At 65.3% G+C, this 18,945-nt stretch carries 21 protein-coding genes; 16 read left to right on the top strand and 5 right to left on the bottom strand.

What is annotated here, in order from left to right; genetic code table 11:
* Positions 1–54: 54 nt before the first annotated feature.
* The 6 genes from hslU to ACIP21_RS11660 all read left to right on the top strand — a co-directional run bounded on the left by hslU (position 55) and on the right by ACIP21_RS11660 (position 7,261).
* Positions 55–1,398, top strand: a complete 1,344-nt coding sequence (gene hslU, locus ACIP21_RS11635) for an ATP-dependent protease ATPase subunit HslU (protein WP_400687483.1) — start codon at positions 55–57, stop codon at positions 1,396–1,398.
* 172 nt (positions 1,399–1,570) lie between these two features.
* Complete coding sequence (locus ACIP21_RS11640) at positions 1,571–1,948, top strand: gamma-butyrobetaine hydroxylase-like domain-containing protein (RefSeq protein ID WP_400687485.1); 378 nt, start codon at positions 1,571–1,573, stop codon at positions 1,946–1,948.
* 353 nt (positions 1,949–2,301) lie between these two features.
* Entirely contained in the window at positions 2,302–3,981 is a 1,680-nt protein-coding gene (gene phaC, locus ACIP21_RS11645; protein ID WP_400687487.1) for a class II poly(R)-hydroxyalkanoic acid synthase, read from the top strand.
* Positions 3,982–4,044: 63 nt separating this feature from the next.
* Positions 4,045–4,896 (top strand): poly(3-hydroxyalkanoate) depolymerase, encoded by an 852-nt coding sequence (phaZ, locus tag ACIP21_RS11650; protein ID WP_400687489.1) that lies wholly within the window; start codon positions 4,045–4,047, stop codon positions 4,894–4,896.
* 54 nt (positions 4,897–4,950) lie between these two features.
* Positions 4,951–6,633 (top strand): class II poly(R)-hydroxyalkanoic acid synthase, encoded by a 1,683-nt coding sequence (gene phaC / locus ACIP21_RS11655; RefSeq protein WP_400687491.1) that lies wholly within the window; start codon positions 4,951–4,953, stop codon positions 6,631–6,633.
* Positions 6,634–6,646: 13 nt separating this feature from the next.
* Entirely contained in the window at positions 6,647–7,261 is a 615-nt protein-coding gene (locus ACIP21_RS11660; protein ID WP_400687493.1) for a TetR/AcrR family transcriptional regulator, read from the top strand.
* 130 nt (positions 7,262–7,391) lie between these two features.
* Here ACIP21_RS11660 and ACIP21_RS11665 read toward each other — a convergent pair whose 3' ends face one another.
* The 3 genes from ACIP21_RS11665 to ACIP21_RS11675 all read right to left on the bottom strand — a co-directional run bounded on the left by ACIP21_RS11665 (position 7,392) and on the right by ACIP21_RS11675 (position 8,983).
* Positions 7,392–8,138 carry a phasin family protein gene (locus tag ACIP21_RS11665; RefSeq protein WP_400687495.1) on the bottom strand — a complete coding sequence of 249 codons (747 nt, stop codon included), beginning with the start codon at positions 8,136–8,138 and terminating at the stop codon, positions 7,392–7,394.
* A gap of 10 nt (positions 8,139–8,148) precedes the next feature.
* Positions 8,149–8,568, bottom strand: a complete 420-nt coding sequence (locus ACIP21_RS11670) for a phasin family protein (RefSeq protein ID WP_400687497.1) — start codon at positions 8,566–8,568, stop codon at positions 8,149–8,151.
* 139 nt (positions 8,569–8,707) lie between these two features.
* A complete protein-coding gene (locus ACIP21_RS11675; RefSeq protein ID WP_400687499.1) occupies positions 8,708–8,983 on the bottom strand; it encodes a polyhydroxyalkanoic acid system family protein in 276 nt (91 codons plus the stop codon).
* A 123-nt stretch (positions 8,984–9,106) separates the two neighbouring features.
* On the opposite strand from ACIP21_RS11675, the gene ubiE reads away from it, so the two are divergent.
* From ubiE to ACIP21_RS11725, 10 genes are all read left to right on the top strand, one after another.
* Positions 9,107–9,877, top strand: coding sequence for a bifunctional demethylmenaquinone methyltransferase/2-methoxy-6-polyprenyl-1,4-benzoquinol methylase UbiE (gene ubiE, locus ACIP21_RS11680; RefSeq protein WP_400687501.1), 771 nt, complete (start codon positions 9,107–9,109; stop codon positions 9,875–9,877).
* On the top strand, positions 9,877–10,500 hold the full coding sequence (locus ACIP21_RS11685; RefSeq protein WP_400687502.1) for an SCP2 domain-containing protein: 624 nt from the start codon (positions 9,877–9,879) through the stop codon (positions 10,498–10,500). The genes ubiE and ACIP21_RS11685 overlap by 1 nt, the downstream gene beginning before the upstream one ends.
* Positions 10,497–12,119: a ubiquinone biosynthesis regulatory protein kinase UbiB gene (gene ubiB / locus ACIP21_RS11690; RefSeq protein WP_400687504.1), complete on the top strand. Its 1,623-nt coding sequence runs from the start codon at positions 10,497–10,499 to the stop codon at positions 12,117–12,119. The genes ACIP21_RS11685 and ubiB overlap by 4 nt, the downstream gene beginning before the upstream one ends.
* A gap of 73 nt (positions 12,120–12,192) precedes the next feature.
* Positions 12,193–12,585 (top strand): phosphoribosyl-AMP cyclohydrolase, encoded by a 393-nt coding sequence (gene hisI / locus ACIP21_RS11695; protein ID WP_400687506.1) that lies wholly within the window; start codon positions 12,193–12,195, stop codon positions 12,583–12,585.
* A 1-nt stretch (position 12,586) separates the two neighbouring features.
* On the top strand, positions 12,587–12,922 hold the full coding sequence (locus ACIP21_RS11700) for a phosphoribosyl-ATP diphosphatase (protein ID WP_400687508.1): 336 nt from the start codon (positions 12,587–12,589) through the stop codon (positions 12,920–12,922).
* A 77-nt stretch (positions 12,923–12,999) separates the two neighbouring features.
* Positions 13,000–13,272, top strand: coding sequence for a twin-arginine translocase TatA/TatE family subunit (locus ACIP21_RS11705; RefSeq protein WP_016489564.1), 273 nt, complete (start codon positions 13,000–13,002; stop codon positions 13,270–13,272).
* A gap of 3 nt (positions 13,273–13,275) precedes the next feature.
* Positions 13,276–13,647: a Sec-independent protein translocase protein TatB gene (gene tatB, locus ACIP21_RS11710; RefSeq protein WP_400687510.1), complete on the top strand. Its 372-nt coding sequence runs from the start codon at positions 13,276–13,278 to the stop codon at positions 13,645–13,647.
* Positions 13,644–14,420: a twin-arginine translocase subunit TatC gene (gene tatC, locus ACIP21_RS11715; RefSeq protein ID WP_400687512.1), complete on the top strand. Its 777-nt coding sequence runs from the start codon at positions 13,644–13,646 to the stop codon at positions 14,418–14,420. Before tatB ends, tatC begins: the two co-directional genes overlap by 4 nt.
* Positions 14,417–15,124: a 16S rRNA (uracil(1498)-N(3))-methyltransferase gene (locus tag ACIP21_RS11720; RefSeq protein WP_400687514.1), complete on the top strand. Its 708-nt coding sequence runs from the start codon at positions 14,417–14,419 to the stop codon at positions 15,122–15,124. The genes tatC and ACIP21_RS11720 overlap by 4 nt, the downstream gene beginning before the upstream one ends.
* A 102-nt stretch (positions 15,125–15,226) precedes the next feature.
* Positions 15,227–17,143 (top strand): methyl-accepting chemotaxis protein, encoded by a 1,917-nt coding sequence (locus ACIP21_RS11725; protein WP_400687515.1) that lies wholly within the window; start codon positions 15,227–15,229, stop codon positions 17,141–17,143.
* 55 nt (positions 17,144–17,198) lie between these two features.
* Here the strand turns inward: ACIP21_RS11725 and ACIP21_RS11730 are convergent, their stop codons facing one another.
* Together ACIP21_RS11730 and ACIP21_RS11735 are read right to left on the bottom strand one after the other, a co-directional pair.
* Positions 17,199–17,933 carry an amino acid ABC transporter ATP-binding protein gene (locus ACIP21_RS11730; RefSeq protein ID WP_400687976.1) on the bottom strand — a complete coding sequence of 245 codons (735 nt, stop codon included), beginning with the start codon at positions 17,931–17,933 and terminating at the stop codon, positions 17,199–17,201.
* Positions 17,926–18,888, bottom strand: a complete 963-nt coding sequence (locus ACIP21_RS11735) for an amino acid ABC transporter permease (protein ID WP_400687517.1) — start codon at positions 18,886–18,888, stop codon at positions 17,926–17,928. The genes ACIP21_RS11730 and ACIP21_RS11735 overlap by 8 nt, the downstream gene beginning before the upstream one ends.
* Positions 18,889–18,945 lie beyond the last annotated feature (57 nt).

An 18,945-nucleotide genomic window follows, 5' to 3' on the forward strand; every position in this document is an offset into this window, starting at 1 on the left:
CGGTGACAGGGCTTTTCCACGCTGAGCCACTCTGTCCAAGGACCATTTTTGATCATGTCCATGACCCCCCGCGAAATCGTCCACGAACTGAACCGCCACATCATCGGCCAGGACGACGCCAAGCGCGCCGTCGCCATCGCCCTGCGCAACCGCTGGCGGCGCATGCAGCTGCCTGCCGAGCTGCGCGCCGAGGTAACGCCGAAGAACATCCTGATGATCGGCCCGACCGGTGTCGGCAAGACCGAGATCGCCCGCCGCCTGGCGAAACTGGCCAACGCGCCGTTCCTCAAGGTCGAAGCGACCAAGTTCACCGAGGTGGGCTACGTCGGCCGCGACGTCGAGTCGATCATCCGTGACCTGGCCGATGCCGCGCTGAAGATGCTCCGCGAGCAGGAAATCGTCCGCGTGCGCCACCGCGCCGAAGACGCCGCCGAAGACCGCATCCTCGACGCCCTGCTGCCCCAGGCGCGGGTCAGCAGCTTCAGCGAGGAAGCCGCCCAGACCAGCAGCGATTCCAACACCCGCCAGCTGTTCCGCAAGCGCCTGCGCGAAGGCCAGCTGGACGACAAGGAAATCGAGATCGAGGTCGCCGACAGCGTCGGCGTCGAGATCGCCGCGCCGCCAGGCATGGAAGAGATGACCAACCAGCTGCAGAGCCTGTTCGCCAACATGGGCAAGGGCAAGCGCAAGAGCCGCAAGCTGAAGGTCAAGGAAGCGCTGAAGATGGTCCGCGACGAGGAAGCCAGCCGCCTGGTCAACGAGGAAGAGCTCAAGGCCAAGGCCCTGGAAGCGGTCGAGCAGCACGGTATCGTGTTCATCGACGAGATCGACAAGGTGGCCAAGCGCGGCAACGTCGGCGGCGCCGATGTGTCCCGTGAAGGCGTGCAGCGCGACCTGCTGCCGCTGATCGAAGGCTGCACCGTCAACACCAAGCTGGGCATGGTCAAGACCGACCACATCCTGTTCATCGCCTCCGGCGCGTTCCACCTGAGCAAGCCGAGCGACCTGGTGCCTGAACTGCAAGGCCGCCTGCCGATCCGTGTCGAGCTCAAGGCGCTGACCCCGGAAGACTTCGAGCGCATCCTGCAAGAGCCGCACGCGTCGCTGACCGAACAGTACAGCGCGCTGCTGAAAACCGAAGGCCTGAACATCGAGTTCGCCGCCGACGGCATCAAGCGCCTGGCCGAAATCGCCTACCAGGTCAACGAAAAGACCGAGAACATCGGTGCCCGCCGCCTGCACACCCTGCTCGAGCGCCTGCTCGAAGAGGTGTCGTTCAGTGCCGGTGACCTGGCCAGCAGCCACGACGAGGCACCGATTCGCATCGATGCGGCGTATGTGAACGGCCACCTGGGTGAGCTGGCGCAGAACGAAGACCTGTCGCGTTACATCCTGTAAGACCGCTGGGGCCGCCTTGCGGCCCTTTCGCGACACAAGGCCGCTCCTACAAGGGACCTCAATCTCCTGTAGGAGCGGCCTTGTGTCGCGAAAGGGCTGCGCAGCAGCCCCCCTTGCACAATGGCCTGATTCACTCGAAGCTTGCACCATCAGCTCCCAGAGATTCCAGCCCATGGCCCGCTTGCCCACCGCCATCAACCTGCACAAAGCCTCCAAGACCCTCAGCCTCACCTACGCCCCCGGCGAGGTCTACCAACTGCCCGCCGAGTTCCTGCGCGTACACTCCCCCTCCGCCGAGGTCCAGGGCCACGGCAACCCCATCCTGCAATTTGGCAAGATCAACGTCGGCCTCGTCGGCCTGGAGCCGGCCGGCCAGTACGCACTGAAACTGACCTTCGACGACGGCCATGACAGCGGCCTGTTCACCTGGGAATACCTCGAGCAACTGTGCCTGCGCCAGGAGCAGCTGTGGGCCGAGTATCTGGACGAACTGCACCAGGCCGGCAAATCCCGCGATCCGGCCGAATCGGTGGTCAAACTCATGCTCTAGCGCAAGCCTTCCAGGTTTTAGAGCGCATTTTCTAATCTCATCTGTTTGAATGCCTTACAGACAACTCTTGAACGCGTTGTCTTGCGCATTACATGAAAGTCGGGTAACCAATGGAGCTGGCAAGTTCCCTGCATCGCCTTGAAGGCAATCAGGCACTGGCCGGTATGTAGAGGTCGCGAGCGAAAGCAGGCTGTCTTCACACGCAGAATCCCCCGCAGCTCATCGCCGAATGCATCCGGCCCGCAGCACCGCTGTTCCTTATCACTGGTCACCCGAGTAGCAGTACCGGGCTGTCCGCTGTGCAATGCGCCACAGCAATCCGGTACTCGTCTCAGGACAACGGAGCGTCGTAGATGAGTAACAAGAACAACGATGAGTTGCAGCGGCAAGCCTCGGACAACACCCTGGGGCTGAACCCGGTCATCGGCATCCGCCGCAAGGACCTGCTGAGCTCTGCGCGAACCGTGCTGCGTCAGGCCGTGCGCCAGCCGCTGCACAGCGCCAAGCACGTGGCGCACTTCGGCCTGGAGCTGAAGAACGTGCTGCTGGGCAAATCCAGCCTCACCCCGGAAAGCGACGACCGTCGCTTCGCCGACCCGGCCTGGAGCAAGAACCCCCTGTATCGCCGCTACCTGCAGACCTACCTGGCCTGGCGCAAGGAGTTGCACGACTGGATCGGCAACAGCGACCTGCCGCCCCAGGACATCAGCCGCGGCCAGTTCGTCATCAACCTGATGACCGAAGCCATGGCGCCGACCAACACCCTGTCCAACCCGGCGGCGGTCAAGCGCTTCTTCGAAACCGGCGGCAAGAGCCTGCTCGACGGCCTGTCCAACCTGGCCAAGGACGTGGTCAACAACGGCGGCATGCCGAGCCAGGTGAACATGGAAGCCTTCGAGGTGGGCAAGAACCTCGGCACCAGCGAAGGCGCCGTGGTCTACCGCAACGATGTGCTGGAGCTGATCCAGTACAGCCCCATCACCGAACAGGTGCACACCCGCCCGCTGCTGGTGGTGCCGCCGCAGATCAACAAGTTCTACGTCTTCGACCTGAGCCCGGACAAGAGCCTGGCGCGCTACTGCCTGCGCTCCCAGCAGCAGACCTTCATCATCAGCTGGCGCAACCCGACCAAGGCCCAGCGCGAGTGGGGCCTGTCGACCTACATCGACGCCCTCAAGGAAGCGGTCGACGCAGTGCTGGCGATCACCGGCAGCAAGGACCTGAACATGCTCGGCGCCTGCTCCGGCGGCATCACCTGCACCGCGCTGGTGGGCCACTACGCGGCGCTCGGCGAGCAGAAGGTCAATGCCCTGACCCTGCTGGTCAGCGTGCTCGACACCACGGTCGACACCCAGGTGGCGCTGTTCGTCGACGAGCAGACCCTCGAAGCGGCCAAGCGCCACTCCTACCAGGCCGGCGTGCTCGAAGGCAGCGACATGGCCAAGGTGTTCGCCTGGATGCGCCCCAACGACCTGATCTGGAACTACTGGGTCAACAACTACCTGCTCGGCAACGAGCCGCCGGTGTTCGACATCCTGTTCTGGAACAACGACACCACGCGCCTGCCCGCCGCGTTCCACGGCGACCTCATCGAGATGTTCAAGAACAACCCGTTGACCCGTGCGGACGCACTGGAAGTGTGCGGCACTTCCATCGACCTCAAGCAGGTCAAGTGTGACATCTTCAGCGTCGCCGGCACCAACGACCACATCACCCCGTGGACGTCGTGCTACCGCTCGGCGCACCTGTTCGGCGGCAAGATCGAGTTCGTGCTGTCCAACAGTGGCCACATCCAGAGCATCCTCAACCCGCCGGGCAACCCCAAGGCACGCTACATGACCGGTGCCGACCGGCCGGGCGACCCGATGGCCTGGCAGGAAAACGCCGACAAGCACACCGACTCCTGGTGGCTGCATTGGCAGAACTGGCTGGGCGAGCGTGCCGGCGAACTGAAAAAAGCGCCGACGCGCCTGGGCAACCGTGCCTATGCCGCTGGCGAGGCTTCGCCAGGGACGTACGTCCACGAGCGTTGAGTCGCGATGCCGTGGCCGCTTGGAGCGTGCCACGGCGTTTTTTAACGCCACCGAGTCACGCGCATGCCGCAACCCTACATTTTCCGTACCGTCGAGCTGGACGACCAATCCATCCGCACTGCGGTGCGCCCGGGCAAGCCGCACCTGACGCCGCTGCTGATCTTCAACGGCATCGGCGCCAACCTGGAACTGGTATTCCCGTTCATCGAGGCGCTCGACCCGGACCTGGAAGTCATCGCCTTCGATGTGCCCGGCGTGGGTGGCTCGTCCACGCCGAAGCACCCGTACCGCTTCCCGGGCCTGGCCAAGCTGACCGCGCGCATGCTCGACTACCTGGACTACGGGCAGGTCAATGCCATCGGCGTGTCCTGGGGCGGCGCCCTGGCCCAGCAGTTCGCCCACGACTACCCGGAGCGCTGCAAGAAGCTGGTGCTGGCCGCCACCGCCGCCGGCGCGGTGATGGTGCCGGGCAAGCCCAAGGTGTTGTGGCTGATGGCCAGCCCCCGGCGCTACATACAGCCATCCCACGTCATCCGCATCGCGCCGATGATCTACGGTGGCGGCTTTCGGCGTGACCCGGACCTGGCCATGCACCACGCCTCCAAGGTGCGCTCCGGCGGCAAGCTGGGCTACTACTGGCAGCTGTTCGCCGGCCTGGGCTGGACCAGCATCCACTGGCTGCACAAGATCCAGCAGCCGACCCTGGTGCTGGCCGGCGACGACGACCCGCTGATCCCGCTGGTCAACATGCGCCTGCTGGCCTGGCGAATTCCCAATGCCCAGCTACACATTATCGACGACGGCCACTTGTTCCTGATCACCCGGGCCGGCGCCGTCGCCCCCATCATCATGAAGTTTCTCCAGCAAGAACGTCAGCGTGCGGTCATGCACCCCAGCCCGGCATCCGGTGGCTGAGTTGTTGCTTGCTGTTCAATGAAGCCGACCGTGGCCAGACATCGGAGTGTTGCCATGAAAGAAAAAACGGCCAAAGCAACGTCATCGCTTCCCGCCACCAGCATGAACGTGCAGAACGCCATTCTCGGCGTGCGCGGTCGCGACCTGGTTTCCACCTTGCGCAGCGTAGGCCGCCACAGCTTGCTCAACCCGCTGCACACCGCCCGCCACCTGCTGGCGCTGAGTGGCCAGCTGGGCCGGGTGATGCTCGGCGACACGCCTTACCGGCCGAACCCGCGCGATACCCGGTTCAACGATGCGACATGGAGCCAGAACCCCTTCTACCGCCGTAGCCTGCAGGCCTACCTGGCCTGGCAGAAGCAGACCCGCCTGTGGATCGATGAAAGCCAGCTGGACGATGACGACCGCGCCCGTGCGCACTTTCTGTTCAGCCTGATCAACGATGCCCTGGCACCGAGCAATTCGCTGCTCAACCCGTTGGCGGTCAAGGAGCTGTTCAACACCGGCGGGCAGAGCCTGGTGCGCGGCGTCGCCCACCTGCTCGACGACCTGCGGCACAACGACGGGCTGCCGCGCCAGGTCGACGAACGCGCCTTCGAGGTCGGCGGCAACCTGGCGACCACCCCCGGCGCGGTGGTGTTTCGCAACGACCTGCTGGAACTGATCCAGTACAAGCCGATGAGCGAGAAGCAGCACGCCCGGCCGGTGCTGGTAGTGCCGCCGCAGATCAACAAGTACTACATCTTCGACCTGCAGCCGAACAACAGCTTCGTCCAGTACATGCTCAAGAGCGGCCTGCAGGTGTTCATGGTCAGCTGGCGCAACCCCGACCCGCGCCACCGCGAGTGGGGCCTGTCGAGCTACGTCCAGGCCCTGGAGGAAGCCCTCAACGCCTGCCGCAGCATCAGCGGCAGCCGCGACCCGAACCTGATGGGCGCCTGCGCCGGGGGCCTGACCATGGCCGCGCTGCAGGGCCACTTGCAGGCCAAGCAGCAACTGCGCCGGGTGCGCAGCGCCACCTACCTGGTGAGCCTGCTGGACAGCCAGTTCGACAGCCCCGCCAGCCTGTTCGCCGACGAGCAGACCATCGAGGCGGCCAAGCGCCGCTCCTACCAGCGCGGCGTGCTGGACGGCGGCGAGGTGGCGCGGATCTTCGCCTGGATGCGGCCCAACGACCTGATCTGGAACTACTGGGTCAACAACTACCTGCTCGGCAAGACCCCGCCGGCCTTCGACATCCTCTACTGGAACGCCGACAGCACGCGCCTGCCGGCAGCCCTGCACGGCGACCTGCTGGACTTCTTCAAGGTCAACCCGCTGACCCACGCCTCAGGCCTGGAAGTGTGCGGCACGCCGATCGACCTCAAGCAGGTCGACCTCGACAGTTTCTCCGTGGGCGGCAGCAACGACCACATCACCCCGTGGGACGCGGTGTACCGCTCGGCCCTGCTGCTTGGCGGCAACCGCCAGTTCGTGCTGGCCAACAGCGGGCACATCCAGAGCATCATCAACCCGCCGGGCAACCCCAAGGCCTACTACCTGGAAAACCCCAAGCTCTCCAGCGACCCGCGCGCCTGGTTCCACGACGCCCAGCGCCGCGAGGGCAGCTGGTGGCCGCTGTGGCTGGAGTGGATCACCCCGCGCTCCGGGCCGCTCAAGGCGCCGCGCAGCGAGCTGGGCAACGCCAACTATCCACCGCTGGGCCCCGCGCCAGGCACCTATGTCCTGACCCGATGAGCAGCACGACTGGATGAAGACCCGCGACCGTATCCTCGAATGCGCCCTGCAGTTGTTCAACGAGCAGGGCGAACCTAACGTATCCACCTTGGAGATCGCCAACGAACTGGGCATCAGCCCGGGCAACCTGTATTACCACTTCCATGGCAAGGAACCCTTGATACACGGCCTGTTCGACCGTTTCGAAGAGGCGCTGATGCCGTTGCTCGACCCGCCGCTGGAAGTGCGCCTGGACGCCGAGGACTACTGGCTGTTCCTGCACCTGATCGTCGAGCGCATGGCCCAGTACCGTTTTCTGTTCCAGGACCTGTCGAACCTGACCGGGCGCCTGCCCAAGCTGGCGCGTGGCATGCGCAGCCTGATCAATGCGCTCAAGCGCACCCTGGCGGCGCTGCTGGCCAGCCTCAAGCGCCAGGGGCTGGTGCTGAGCGAGACACAGGCGCTGGGACAACTGGTGGAGCAGATCACCCTGACCCTGATGTTTTCCCTGGACTACCAGCGGGTGCTGGGGCGCGAGGGCGATGTGGGGATCGTGGTGTACCAGGTGATGATGCTGGTGGCGCCGCATCTGCAGGAACAGGCGCGGGCGGAGGCGGAGCAGTTGGCCGTTCGGTATCTGGAGGGGTAGGCCTGCCACGGATGTACTGCTGCACCGACGCATTCGCGGGTAAACCCGCTCCCACAGGGACAGCGGCAAGCTTGAGAGCGACGCTGTACCTGTGGGAGCGGGTTTACCCGCGAAGGGCGTTACGCCGCTATCAGATCAGCGAACCGGTGCTGGCCGGTGCCGAAGGCGGATTGCTGGCTGGAGCCGCGGTTGGTGCTGGAGCTGCGGTTGCGGCCGGCGCGGCGCTGGCCACAGGCGCTGCCGGCTTGGCCGGGGCCTTCTTCACGGCGGGTTTCTTCGCCGCAGCGGGCTTGGCTGCAACAGGCTTGGCAGCCGGTTTCGCGGCAGGCTTGGCAGCAGCAGTCTTGGCCGCAGGTTTGGCTGCTGCGGTTTTAGCTGCCGGCTTTGCAGCTGCGGTTTTTGCCGGGGCCTTGGCCAGTGGCTTGGCCGCAGCCGGCTTGGCTGCCGCCGCGCGCTTGGAGATCGGCGTGACCGAAGCACCGGTCAGTTTCTCGATCTGCTTGGTCAGGCTGTCGACCTGCTGGTGCAGGGCCTTGATCTCATTGCGGCTCGGCACGCCAAGACGCGAGATGGCACTGTTCAGGCGCTTGTCGAAGGCTTCTTCGAGCTCACTCCATTTGCCCAAGGCACGGTCTTTCACGCCGGAAACACGCGAAGTGGTCGAGGACTTGGCGTTTTCCGCCACGTCTTCAGCGGTTTTCTTGGCCTGCTTCTCGGCCTTCTCGCCGTCCTTCACCAGCGAGTCGAACAGCTTCGGGCCGTCCTGGTCGACTTTCGAATAGATACCCAGCCCCGCCAGCCAGATCTTGCGGGAGTACTTCTCGATCCCGCCGATCCAGGAGCTGCCTTCTTTGTCGGTATTCTTCTTGCCAGCCATCCTGCTCTCCTTATGGTTTGTGCGCGACGCGCTCGAGCAGCTCATGCAGCTGTTCAAGCTTGATGGACAACGCCTCAACGTCATGTTTAGACGGAATGCCAAGGCGATTCAAGGCGCGGCCGACCCTTGCGTCGAAAGCTTTCTCGATCTTGTCCAGTTGGACTTCGACTTTGCCGCGTACACGACTGACTTCCTCACCGGCTTCATCGAGCTGGTGGTTGGCGGCGTCGAGCTCTTTGTCGATGCGCTTCTTGCCACGCTTCTCGACGCCTTCACCGGCTTTCACCAGTTCCTTGAAGTAGTCGGAGCCTTCCTGGCCGACGCGGGCGTAGGCGCCGATACCGGCCAGCCAGATCTTGCGCGCATAACCGCGCACTTCGCTCAGGGTACCCGCAGCGTCGTCCTTGTGCTTCACATTCACTTTGGCCATGTTCTGTACCTCATGCTCATGAGTGGAGGGAGGAACCGCCCATGGAGGTTGGGCTTGAGCACAAGGTAAAGAGCCAAATTAGAATCGTCACCCTAAGCTCACGCCCGGGGAGACCTGCGCCTGGAGGAGATAGGCGGGGTCAGGCCAGGGCCTTGTCCAGGGCGCGTTCGATCTCGCCCTTGATGGTGCCGCCCATCATCGACAGCATCATGCCCAGCTTCAGTTCCACGCGGATGCTGTCGTCGCCGATGTGCACGCTGCCATTGGCACCGCTGCGGGCCACGTCGACCCGGTCACCGTGCCAGGTGGCCTTGAGGTCGTATTCACGGCTGAGCTTGTCGACCAACGCTTCGGCCTTGGCGCGGGCGGCATCGCGGCCGAGGGAGTGTTTGCGTTCGACGCAGATCTGGGTCATGCGGGTGTTCCTGGGTATCAGACAAGATCGCCATTATGCCCGCCCCCGCCCCGAGGCACACCCCGCCAAGACAAATCCGCCCAATCGCCCTAGAATGGCGGTAATTTTTTCCGGTGAAGCGATATGAACGACCAGCGCAAAGGCGACCACGCCGAACCCACCACCCATTTCGGCTACCAGGACGTGCCTGAAAGCCAGAAGGCGAAGAAAGTCGCCGAAGTGTTCCACTCGGTGGCCGCCAAGTACGACCTGATGAACGACGTGCTCTCCGGCGGCATGCACCGCCTGTGGAAGCGCTTCACCATCGAGCTGTCGGGCGTGCGCGCCGGCAACCGCGTGCTGGACATCGCCGGCGGCACCGGTGACCTGGCCGCCAAGTTCTCGCGTCTTGTGGGACCGACCGGGCAGGTGGTGCTCGCCGACATCAACGACTCGATGCTCAAGGTCGGCCGTGACCGCCTGCTCGACCGTGGCGTGGCCGGCAACATCGAGTTCGTCCAGGCCGACGCCGAGAAGCTGCCGTTCCCGGACAACCACTTCGACTGCGTGACCATCGCCTTCGGCCTGCGCAACGTCACCCACAAGGACGAAGCCATCCGCTCGATGCTGCGCGTGCTCAAGCCGGGCGGGCGCCTGTTGATCCTGGAGTTCTCCAAGCCGACCAACAAGCTGATGTCCAAGGCCTACGACGCCTACTCGTTCGCCTTCATGCCGCTGGCCGGCAAGCTGATCACCAACGACTCCGAAAGCTACCGTTACCTGGCCGAGTCGATCCGCATGCACCCGGATCAGGAAACCCTCAAGAGCATGATGGTCGAGGCCGGTTTCGACCGCGTCAGCTACCACAACATGACCAGCGGCATCGTCGCCGTGCACCGGGGAATCAAGCCCTGATGCTGCTGGCCGGGCTGCTCGCCAGCGTCGAACATGGCCTGAACCGCGTCCTGCGCATGGACAGCACGGCCCTGCCGCGCCTGGCCGCGCTGGAAGGCAAGGTCATCGAGATCGACTGCCGCCAGCCGGCCCTGCAGGTGTTCATCCTGCCCGATGAAGAAGGCCTGATGCTCGCCGCCCACTGGGAAGGCGAGGTCGACTGCAGCCTGCGCGCCCCGGCCGGCAGCCTGGTGCAACTGGCCGTGGCCCGGGACAAGACTGCCGTGCTGCACAGCCCGCAGGTCGAGCTGCATGGCGACAGCGCCGTGCTGCTCGACCTGTTCGGCATCTTGCAGGACCTGGAGCTGGACTGGGAGCACGAACTGCAGCGCTGGCTCGGCCCGGTGGCCACGGCGATGCTGGCCGGGCACATTCGCCTGCGCGCGCGCTGGACCCGCCAGGGCCTGGCACGTTTTGCCGACAACCTGTCCGAGTACCTGGCCGAAGAGTCGCGCACCCTGGTGGGCAAGCGCGAAGCCGAAGCCGCCTTCAGCGAGCTCGACACCCTCAAGCTCGACATCGAACGCCTCGAGGCGCGCCTGCTGCGCCTCTCCCGATCCCTTGATACCAGCGATAACGCATGAAGCTGCTCGCCGTCCGCCGTCTCTTCCGCATCCAGCGCGTGGTGATCCGCTACCGTCTCGATGACCTGCTGTTCGACCAACCGCTGCTGCCCTGGTGGCTGGCCAGCCTGCGCCTGCTGATGCCGTGGCGCTGGCTGCCGCGCAAACCCAGCGCGCTCAGCCGTGGCGCACGCCTGCGCCTGGCGCTGCAGGACCTGGGGCCGATCTTCATCAAGTTCGGCCAGTTGCTGTCCACCCGCCGCGACCTGTTGCCCAACGACATCGCCGACGAGCTGATGCTGTTGCAGGACCGCGTGCCGCCGTTCGACCCCAAGCAGGCCGTGGCGCTGATCGAGGCGCAGCTGGGGGCCCCGGTGGCGCAGCTGTTCAGCCGTTTCGACGTCGAACCGCTGGCGTCCGCCTCGGTGGCCCAGGTGCACGCCGCGCGCCTGAAAACCGGCGAAGAGGTGGTGGTCAAGGTGGTGCGCCCGGGCCTCAAGCCGGTGATCGCCCAGGACCTGGCCTGGCTGTTCCTGATCGCCAAGGCCGCCGAACGTGCCTCGGCCGACGCCCGTCGCCTGCACCCGGTGGAAATCGTCGGCGACTACGAAAAGACCATCTACGACGAGCTCGACCTGCTGCGCGAGGCGGCCAACGCCAGCCAGCTGCGGCGCAACTTCGAAGGCTCGGAGCTGATGTACGTGCCCCAGGTGTACTGGGACCTGTGCCGCCCCAAGGTGCTGGTGATGGAGCGTATCTACGGTGTGCCGGTGACCGACATGGCCACCCTCGCCGACCAGCGCACCGACATGAAGATGCTCGCCGAACGGGGCGTGGAGGTGTTCTTCACCCAGGTGTTCCGCGACAGCTTCTTCCATGCCGACATGCACCCGGGCAACATCTTCGTCAGCACGGTCAAGCCGTGGAGCCCGCAGTACATCGCCATCGACTGCGGCATCGTCGGCAGCCTCACCGCCGAGGACCAGGACTACCTGGCGCGCAACCTGATCGCCTTCTTCAAGCGTGACTACCGCCGCGTCGCCCAGCTGCACATCGACTCCGGCTGGGTGCCGGCGCACACCAAGGTCAATGAATTCGAAGCGGCGATCCGCACCGTGTGCGAGCCGATCTTCGAAAAACCGTTGAAGGATATTTCCTTCGGCCAGGTGCTGATGCGCCTGTTCCAGACCGCCCGGCGTTTCAACATGGAAGTGCAGCCGCAGCTGGTGCTGCTGCAGAAGACCCTGCTCAACATCGAAGGCCTGGGCCGCCAGCTGTACCCGGACCTGGACCTGTGGAGCACCGCCAAGCCGTTCCTCGAGCGCTGGATGCGCGAGCGCATGAGCCCCAAGGCCGTGATCGGCAATCTGTACAGCCAGGCCGAACAGCTACCGCACCTGGCCGGCATGACCCGCGACCTGCTCGAGCGCCTGTCGCAACCGCACCAGAACGACCCGCAGCTGCCGGAGCGGCGCCGCCAGGGCGACCGCTGGGCCCTGCGCCTGCTCGGTGCCGGCCTGCTCGGCGGCGGCGCGGTGCTGGCCGCCGGCGCCGCCGAAGCCGCCAGCCTGGCCGCCCCGGCCGCCTGGCCGGCGTGGTTGATGCTGGCCGCCGGCCTGTACCTGATCGTGCGCCAATAGCCAGCCGCGCCCCTGGCTGGCAAACTAGCGCCATGGGCCCGGTACAGGAGCGGGCCCGGTATTGGAGTCGACGATGAAAGACTGGCTGGACGAGATCAAGTGGAACAGCGATGGCCTGGTACCGGCGATCGCCCAGGACCACAAGACCGGACGCGTGCTGATGATGGCCTGGATGAACCGCGAATCGCTGGCGCTGACCGCCGCCGAACAACGCGCCATCTACTGGTCGCGTTCCCGTGGCAAGCTTTGGCGCAAGGGCGAAGAGTCCGGTCACGTGCAGAAACTGCACGAACTGCGCCTGGACTGCGATGCCGACGTGATCATCCTGATGGTCGAGCAACTGGGCCATATTGCCTGCCATACCGGCCGTGAAAGCTGCTTCTACCGCGTCTTCGAAGACGGCCAGTGGAAAATCGTCGACCCGGTCCTCAAGGACCCGGATGCCATCTACAACGCAGGACACTGACATGAGTGACACCCTGGGCCGCCTGGCCGCCGTGCTCGAAGAGCGCAAGAACGCCGCCCCCGACAGCTCCTATGTGGCCAGCCTGTACCACAAGGGCCTGAACAAGATCCTCGAGAAGCTCGGCGAAGAAAGCATCGAGACCATCATCGCGGCCAAAGACGCCGCCGTGAGCAAGGATTGCAGCGATGTCATCTATGAGACCGCAGACCTGTGGTTTCATAGCCTGGTCATGCTCAGCGCGCTGGGCCAGCATCCACAAGCCGTGCTCGATGAGCTGGAACGCCGCTTCGGGCTGTCCGGGCACGATGAAAAAGCCGCACGTCAGCCGTCGGCCTGACTGTAGGAGCGGCCTTGCGTCGCGAACGGGCTGCAAAGCAGCCCACTGCCTAACATAGAATTCTCTGGAGTACGGATATGGGTATTTTTGACTGGAAACACTGGATCGTCCTGCTGGTCGTCGTGGTCCTGGTGTTCGGCACCAAGAAGCTGAAGAACTTCGGCAGCGACCTGGGCGAGTCGATCAAGGGCTTCCGCAAGGCCATGAACGAAGAAGAGACCAAGCCGGCCGAACAGACCCCGCCGCCAGCCCAGCCAGTGCCGCCGGTGCAGAACACCGCACAACCGCAGCAGGGCCACACCATCGAGGGCCAGGCGCAGCCGGTCCAAGAACCGCAGCGTAAAGACTGACCCATGTTCGGCATCAGCTTCAGCGAGCTGCTGCTCGTCGGCCTGGTCGCCCTGCTGGTGCTCGGCCCCGAGCGCCTGCCGGGCGCCGCGCGTACCGCGGGGCTGTGGATCGGCCGGCTGAAACGCAGCTTCAACGCGATCAAGACCGAAGTCGAGCGCGAGATCGGCGCCGACGATATCCGCCGCCAGTTGCACAACGAGCACATTCTGCAGATGGAGGAGCAAGCCAAGCGCATCCTCAACCCGCAGACGCCACCGGCCCAACCACCCGCCGCCGTCCAGCCGGCCGCCACGCCAACGCCGCCCGCAGCGGCAGCCGCGCCGGCAGCGCCGCCTGAGCAGCCCGAACCGCCTCAACCGCCGCGAGCCCCATGAGCGAAAAACCGGAACACGACCAGCCGATGCCGCTGGTCTCGCACCTGACCGAACTGCGTACCCGCCTGCTGCGCTGCGTGGCGGTCATCTTCGTGATCTTTGCCGGGCTGTTCTCCTTCGCCCAGCAGATCTACACCCTGGTCTCGGCGCCCCTGCGCGATCACCTGCCGGCCAACGCGACGATGATCGCCACCGACGTGGCCTCGCCGTTCCTGACGCCGTTCAAGCTGACCATGATCGTTTCGCTGTTCCTGGCCATCCCGTTCATCCTCCAGCAGATCTGGGGCTTCATCGCGCCCGGGCTGTACCGCCACGAAAAGCGCATCGCCATTCCGCTGCTGGTGTCGAGCATCCTGCTGTTCTACGCCGGCATGGCCTTCGCCTATTTCCTGGTGTTCCCGCTGATGTTCAAGTTCTTCGCCGCCGCCACCCCGGCCGGCGTGGCCATGATGACCGACATCGCCAACTACCTCGATTTCGTCATGACCCTGTTCTTCGCCTTCGGCGTCGCCTTCGAGATCCCGGTGGCGGTGGTGCTGCTGGTGTGGATCGGCGTGGTCGACGTGAAGTACCTGAAGAAGATCCGCCCGTACGTGATCATCGGCTGCTTCGTGGTCGGCATGATCCTCACGCCACCGGACATCTTCTCCCAGACCCTGCTCGCCGTGCCCATGTGGCTGCTGTTCGAGATCGGCGTGCTGTGCGGCAGCCTGATCCGCAAGCGCAGCGAAGCCGAGGATTCCAACGACCAGCCGCCTGCGACCCTGCCGTGAACCTGTTGCTCCTGGAAGAGGCCGACTTCGTTTCGGCCGACCGCGTCGTGCTGGCTGACCGGCGCTTCACCCACATGCAGGAGATCCACCGCGTGGCGGTGGGCGACAACCTGCGCGTGGGCCGTATCGACGGCCTGATGGGCAAGGCCAGCGTACTGCGCCTGGACCCGCACGAGGCCGAGCTGGAAGTCAGCTTCGACCAGGCGCCGCCGGCCAAGCTGCCGCTGACCCTGGTACTTGCCGTGCCGCGCCCGAAGATGCTGCGCCGGCTGTTCCAGACCGTGGCGACCCTCGGCGTGCAACGGCTGATCCTGGTCAACAGCTACAAGGTCGAGAAGAGCTTCTGGCAGACGCCGTTCCTCAACCCCGAGAGCATCCGCGAGAACCTCATCCTCGGCCTGGAGCAGGCCCGTGACACGGTGCTGCCCGAGGTGATCATCGAGAAGCGCTTCAAGCCCTTCGTCGAAGACCGCCTGCCGGCCATTGCCGAAGGCTCCCTCGGCCTGGTCGGCCACCCCGGCCCCTACCCCGCCTGCCCGCGCGCCGTCGAAGGCCGGGTGACCCTGGCCATCGGCCCGGAAGGCGGCTGGATCCCCTACGAAGTCGAACTGCTGGGCAAGGCCGGCCTGGCGCCGGTGCAACTGGGCGATCGTATCCTGCGGGTGGAAACGGCTGTAACTGCCCTGCTCTCAAGGATTTTCTGACAAGCGGGTCAGCTTTCTCCTATCAAGTTTCCCCGGCGCAGGCCGATGGTCTTGGCATCACTACAATAAAGCCGTGCTGCCATCACTGCCGGGGAGTCGAACATGTACCAATGGTTTGCCCAATCACTGGGGAATGTAAGCGTCAATCGCAAGTTGGGGCTGGGCTTCGGCCTGGTGTTGTTGCTGACCCTGGCCATCACCCTCACCGGTTGGCAAGGGCTCGATGGCGTCACCGAGCGCGGCGACAAGCTGGGCAACATTTCGGTTATCCACCAGTACACCCAGGAACTGCGCATCGCCCGCCAGCACTACCAGCGCGACCGCAACGACGCCGCCATCGGCGAGCTGGACAAGGCTCTGGGCAACCTGGAGCGCCAGATCGCCCTCATGCTGGGGCAGATCGAGCGCCCAGCCGACCGCGAACGCCTGCAGCAGCAACAGGCTGCCGTCAGCCAGTACCAGCAGGCCTTCACTGATCTCAAGCAAGCCGGCCAGCGCCGCGAGGCCGCCCGTGGCGTATTGGGTGACAGCGCCGACAAGGCTGTCGAGCTGATCAGCCGGGTACAGCAACGCCTGCTCCAAGGCGGCGATATCGGCCAGTACCAGCAGGCCGTCGAGGTCAGTGCCCGCCTGCAGCAGGCGCGCTACCAGGTACGTGGCTACACCTACAGCGGCAACGCCGACTACCAGCAGGCCGCGATGCAGGCCATCGACCAGGCCCTGGCCGAACTCAAGGCGCTGCCCGCCAGGCTGCCCGCCGAATACGCCGCCAGCCTCGATGACGCCAGCACTGCGCTGGCCGGCTATCGCGATGCAGTCAACCAGTTCAGCAGCGCCCAGAGCGCCAGCGAACAGGCCCTGCAGCACATGGCCGAACAAGGCACGGTGCTGCTGCAGACCAGCGAGGCGATGACCGTTTCGCAGACCGAAGTGCGTGATGCCGGCACCCACCAGGCCAAGCTCATGCTCGGCAGCGCCACCGCCCTGGCCCTGGTGCTGGGCCTGCTTGCCGCCTGGGCCATCACCCGGCAGATCATCATCCCCCTGCGCCAGACCCTGGCCGCCGCCGAACGCGTGGCCAACGGCGACCTGCGCCAGGACCTGCATGCCAACCGCCGCGACGAGCTTGGCCAGTTGCAGGCCAGCATGCAGCGCATGACCCAGGGCCTGCGCGAGCTGATCGGCGGCATCGGCGACGGTGTCACACAGATTGCCAGCGCCGCCGAGCAACTGTCGGCGGTCACCGAGCAGACCAGCGCCGGGGTCAACAATCAAAAGGTCGAGACCGACCAGGTGGCCACCGCGATGAACGAAATGGCCGCTACCGTGCATGAAGTGGCGCGCAACGCCGAGCAAGCCTCGGAAGCGGCGGCGATGGCCGACCAACAGGCCCGCGAAGGTGATCGTGTGGTCAGCGAGGCGGTCGCGCAGATCGAGCGCCTGGCCGGCGAAGTGGTCAACTCCAGCGAGGCGATGAACCAGCTCAAGGCCGAAAGCGACAAGATCGGCAGCGTGCTCGACGTGATCAAGTCGGTGGCCCAGCAGACCAACCTGCTGGCCCTCAACGCCGCGATCGAGGCCGCCCGCGCCGGTGAAGCCGGGCGCGGCTTCGCGGTGGTTGCCGACGAGGTCCGCAGCCTGGCCCAGCGCACCCAGCAGTCCACCGAGGAAATCGAGGAGCTGATCGCCGGCCTGCAGAGCGGCACCCAGCGCGTGGCCAGCGTGATGGACGCCAGCCGCCAGCTCACCGACAGCAGCGTCGAACTGACCCGCCGCGCCGGCAGCTCGCTGGAAACCATCACCCACACCGTGTCGTCGATCCAGGCGATGAACCAGCAGATCGCCACGGCGGCGGAGCAGCAGAGCGCCACGGCCGAAGAGATCAACCGCAGCGTGATGAATGTACGGGATATTTCCGATCAGACGTCGGCGGCGAGTGAGGAGACGGCCAGCTCCAGCGTGGAACTGGCGCGCCTGGGCACTCACCTGCAAGGGTTGGTGGGGCGGTTCCGGCTCTGACCCGAAGCCTTCGCCGGCCTCTTCGCGGCGCTGCGCCACGAAGAGGCCGGTATGGTCACAGCACCTGGCGCAGGAAGGCCTGGGCCCGAGGGTCCTTCGGCGCAGCGAAGAACTCGGCCGGCGCCGCATCTTCCAGCAGCTTGCCATGATCGAAGAACAGCACGCGGTCCGCCACTTCCCGGGCAAAGCCCATTTCGTGGGTGACGCAGACCATGGTCATGCCTTCCTGGGCCAGGGTCTTCATCACGTCCAGCACCTCGCCGACCATTTCCGGGTCGAGCGCCGAGGTCGGCTCGTCGAACAGCATCACCTTCGGGTCCATCGCCAGCGCCCGGGCGATCGCCACCCGCTGCTGCTGGCCACCGGAGAGGCGCGACGGGAACTCGTTGGCCTTCTGCGCGATGCCGACCTTTTCCAGCAACGCCCGCGCCTTGGCCTCACGCTCGGCCTTGTTGCGCTTGCGCACCACCTTCTGCGCCAGGCACAGGTTTTCCAGCACGGTCATGTGCGGGAACAGGTTGAAGTGCTGGAACACCATGCCGACTTCGCGGCGGTAGGCGTTGATGTCGGTCTTCGGGTCGGCCAGTTGCAGGCCGGCGATGGCCACATGGCCTTCGTCGAAATGCTCCAGGCCGTTGAGGCAACGCAGGAAGGTCGACTTGCCCGAGCCCGACGGGCCGAGCACCACCACCACTTCGCCCTTGGCGACCTGGGTGGTGACGTTATCCACAGCCCGTACCACCTGGCCACGGGTGTCGAAGACTTTCAGCAGGTCACGGACTTCAATCACTTTGAGCAAGCCTCCGCTCGAGCCGGCTGGCGATGTGCGACAGCGGCAGGTTGATCAGCAGGTACAGGCCTGCCACGCAGAACCAGATCTCGAAGGTCGAGAACGACGTGGTGATGGCCTCGCGGCCGCTTTTGGTCAGCTCGGTGATGGCGATCACCGACACCAGCGAGGTGTCCTTGACCAGGCTGATGAACTGCCCGGCCAGCGGTGGCAGCACGCGCTTGAACGCCTGCGGCAGGATCACGTGGCGCATCGACTGGCCGGCATTCAGGCCCAGCGAGCGGGCCGCCTCGTTCTGGCCCTTGGCGATCGACTGCACGCCGGCACGGACGATTTCCGCCACATAGGCGCCGGTGAACAGCGCCAGCGCCGCCACCCCGGCGAACTCGCGGGACAGGTTGAGCACGGTGCCGATGAAGAAGTAGAAGATGAAGATCTGCACCAGCAGCGGAGTGCCGCGCACCAGCTCGACGTACACCGTCGACAGGTCGCGCAGGGTCGGGTTGTTCGACAAGCGGCACAGCCCGGCGAACAGGCCGATCACCAGGCCCAGCGCCCCCGACACCACCGAGATCCACAAGGTGGTCCACAGGCCCCACGCCAGCGGGCCAGCCGCCCAGTGGCGGGTGACGCCGATCTGGTCGCCCTCGGCGACGTCGTCGCCACGGCTCAGTTGCAGGCTGTCCTTGGCCACGTCGAGCACCTGCTCGCCACCGCTCTCGTCCTTCAGCGTCACGCGCGCGCTATCGCCGGAGATGACGATTTCCTGCACGCTGCCGTAGCTGGCGGCCCGCTGCACCTCCTCGGCCTTGTAGGCGAAGTACTGGGGGACGCGGTTCCAGCGCCACTCGTAGGAAATCATCGAAGTGGCCAGGTACAGGCTGAACGCCAGGCCCACCAGGACCAGGGCGGTCAACCCATGCCAGGGCCACTGGGCTTTCTTGTGTTTGATCACGTGGGTACTTCCGTAAATGCGAACGCGCAGGGTTTGCCTGCGCGTCGGGGGTCAGTG

This window comes from Pseudomonas sp. NPDC089401, from assembly GCF_044749485.1.
Taxonomy (GTDB): Bacteria; Pseudomonadota; Gammaproteobacteria; order Pseudomonadales; family Pseudomonadaceae; genus Aquipseudomonas.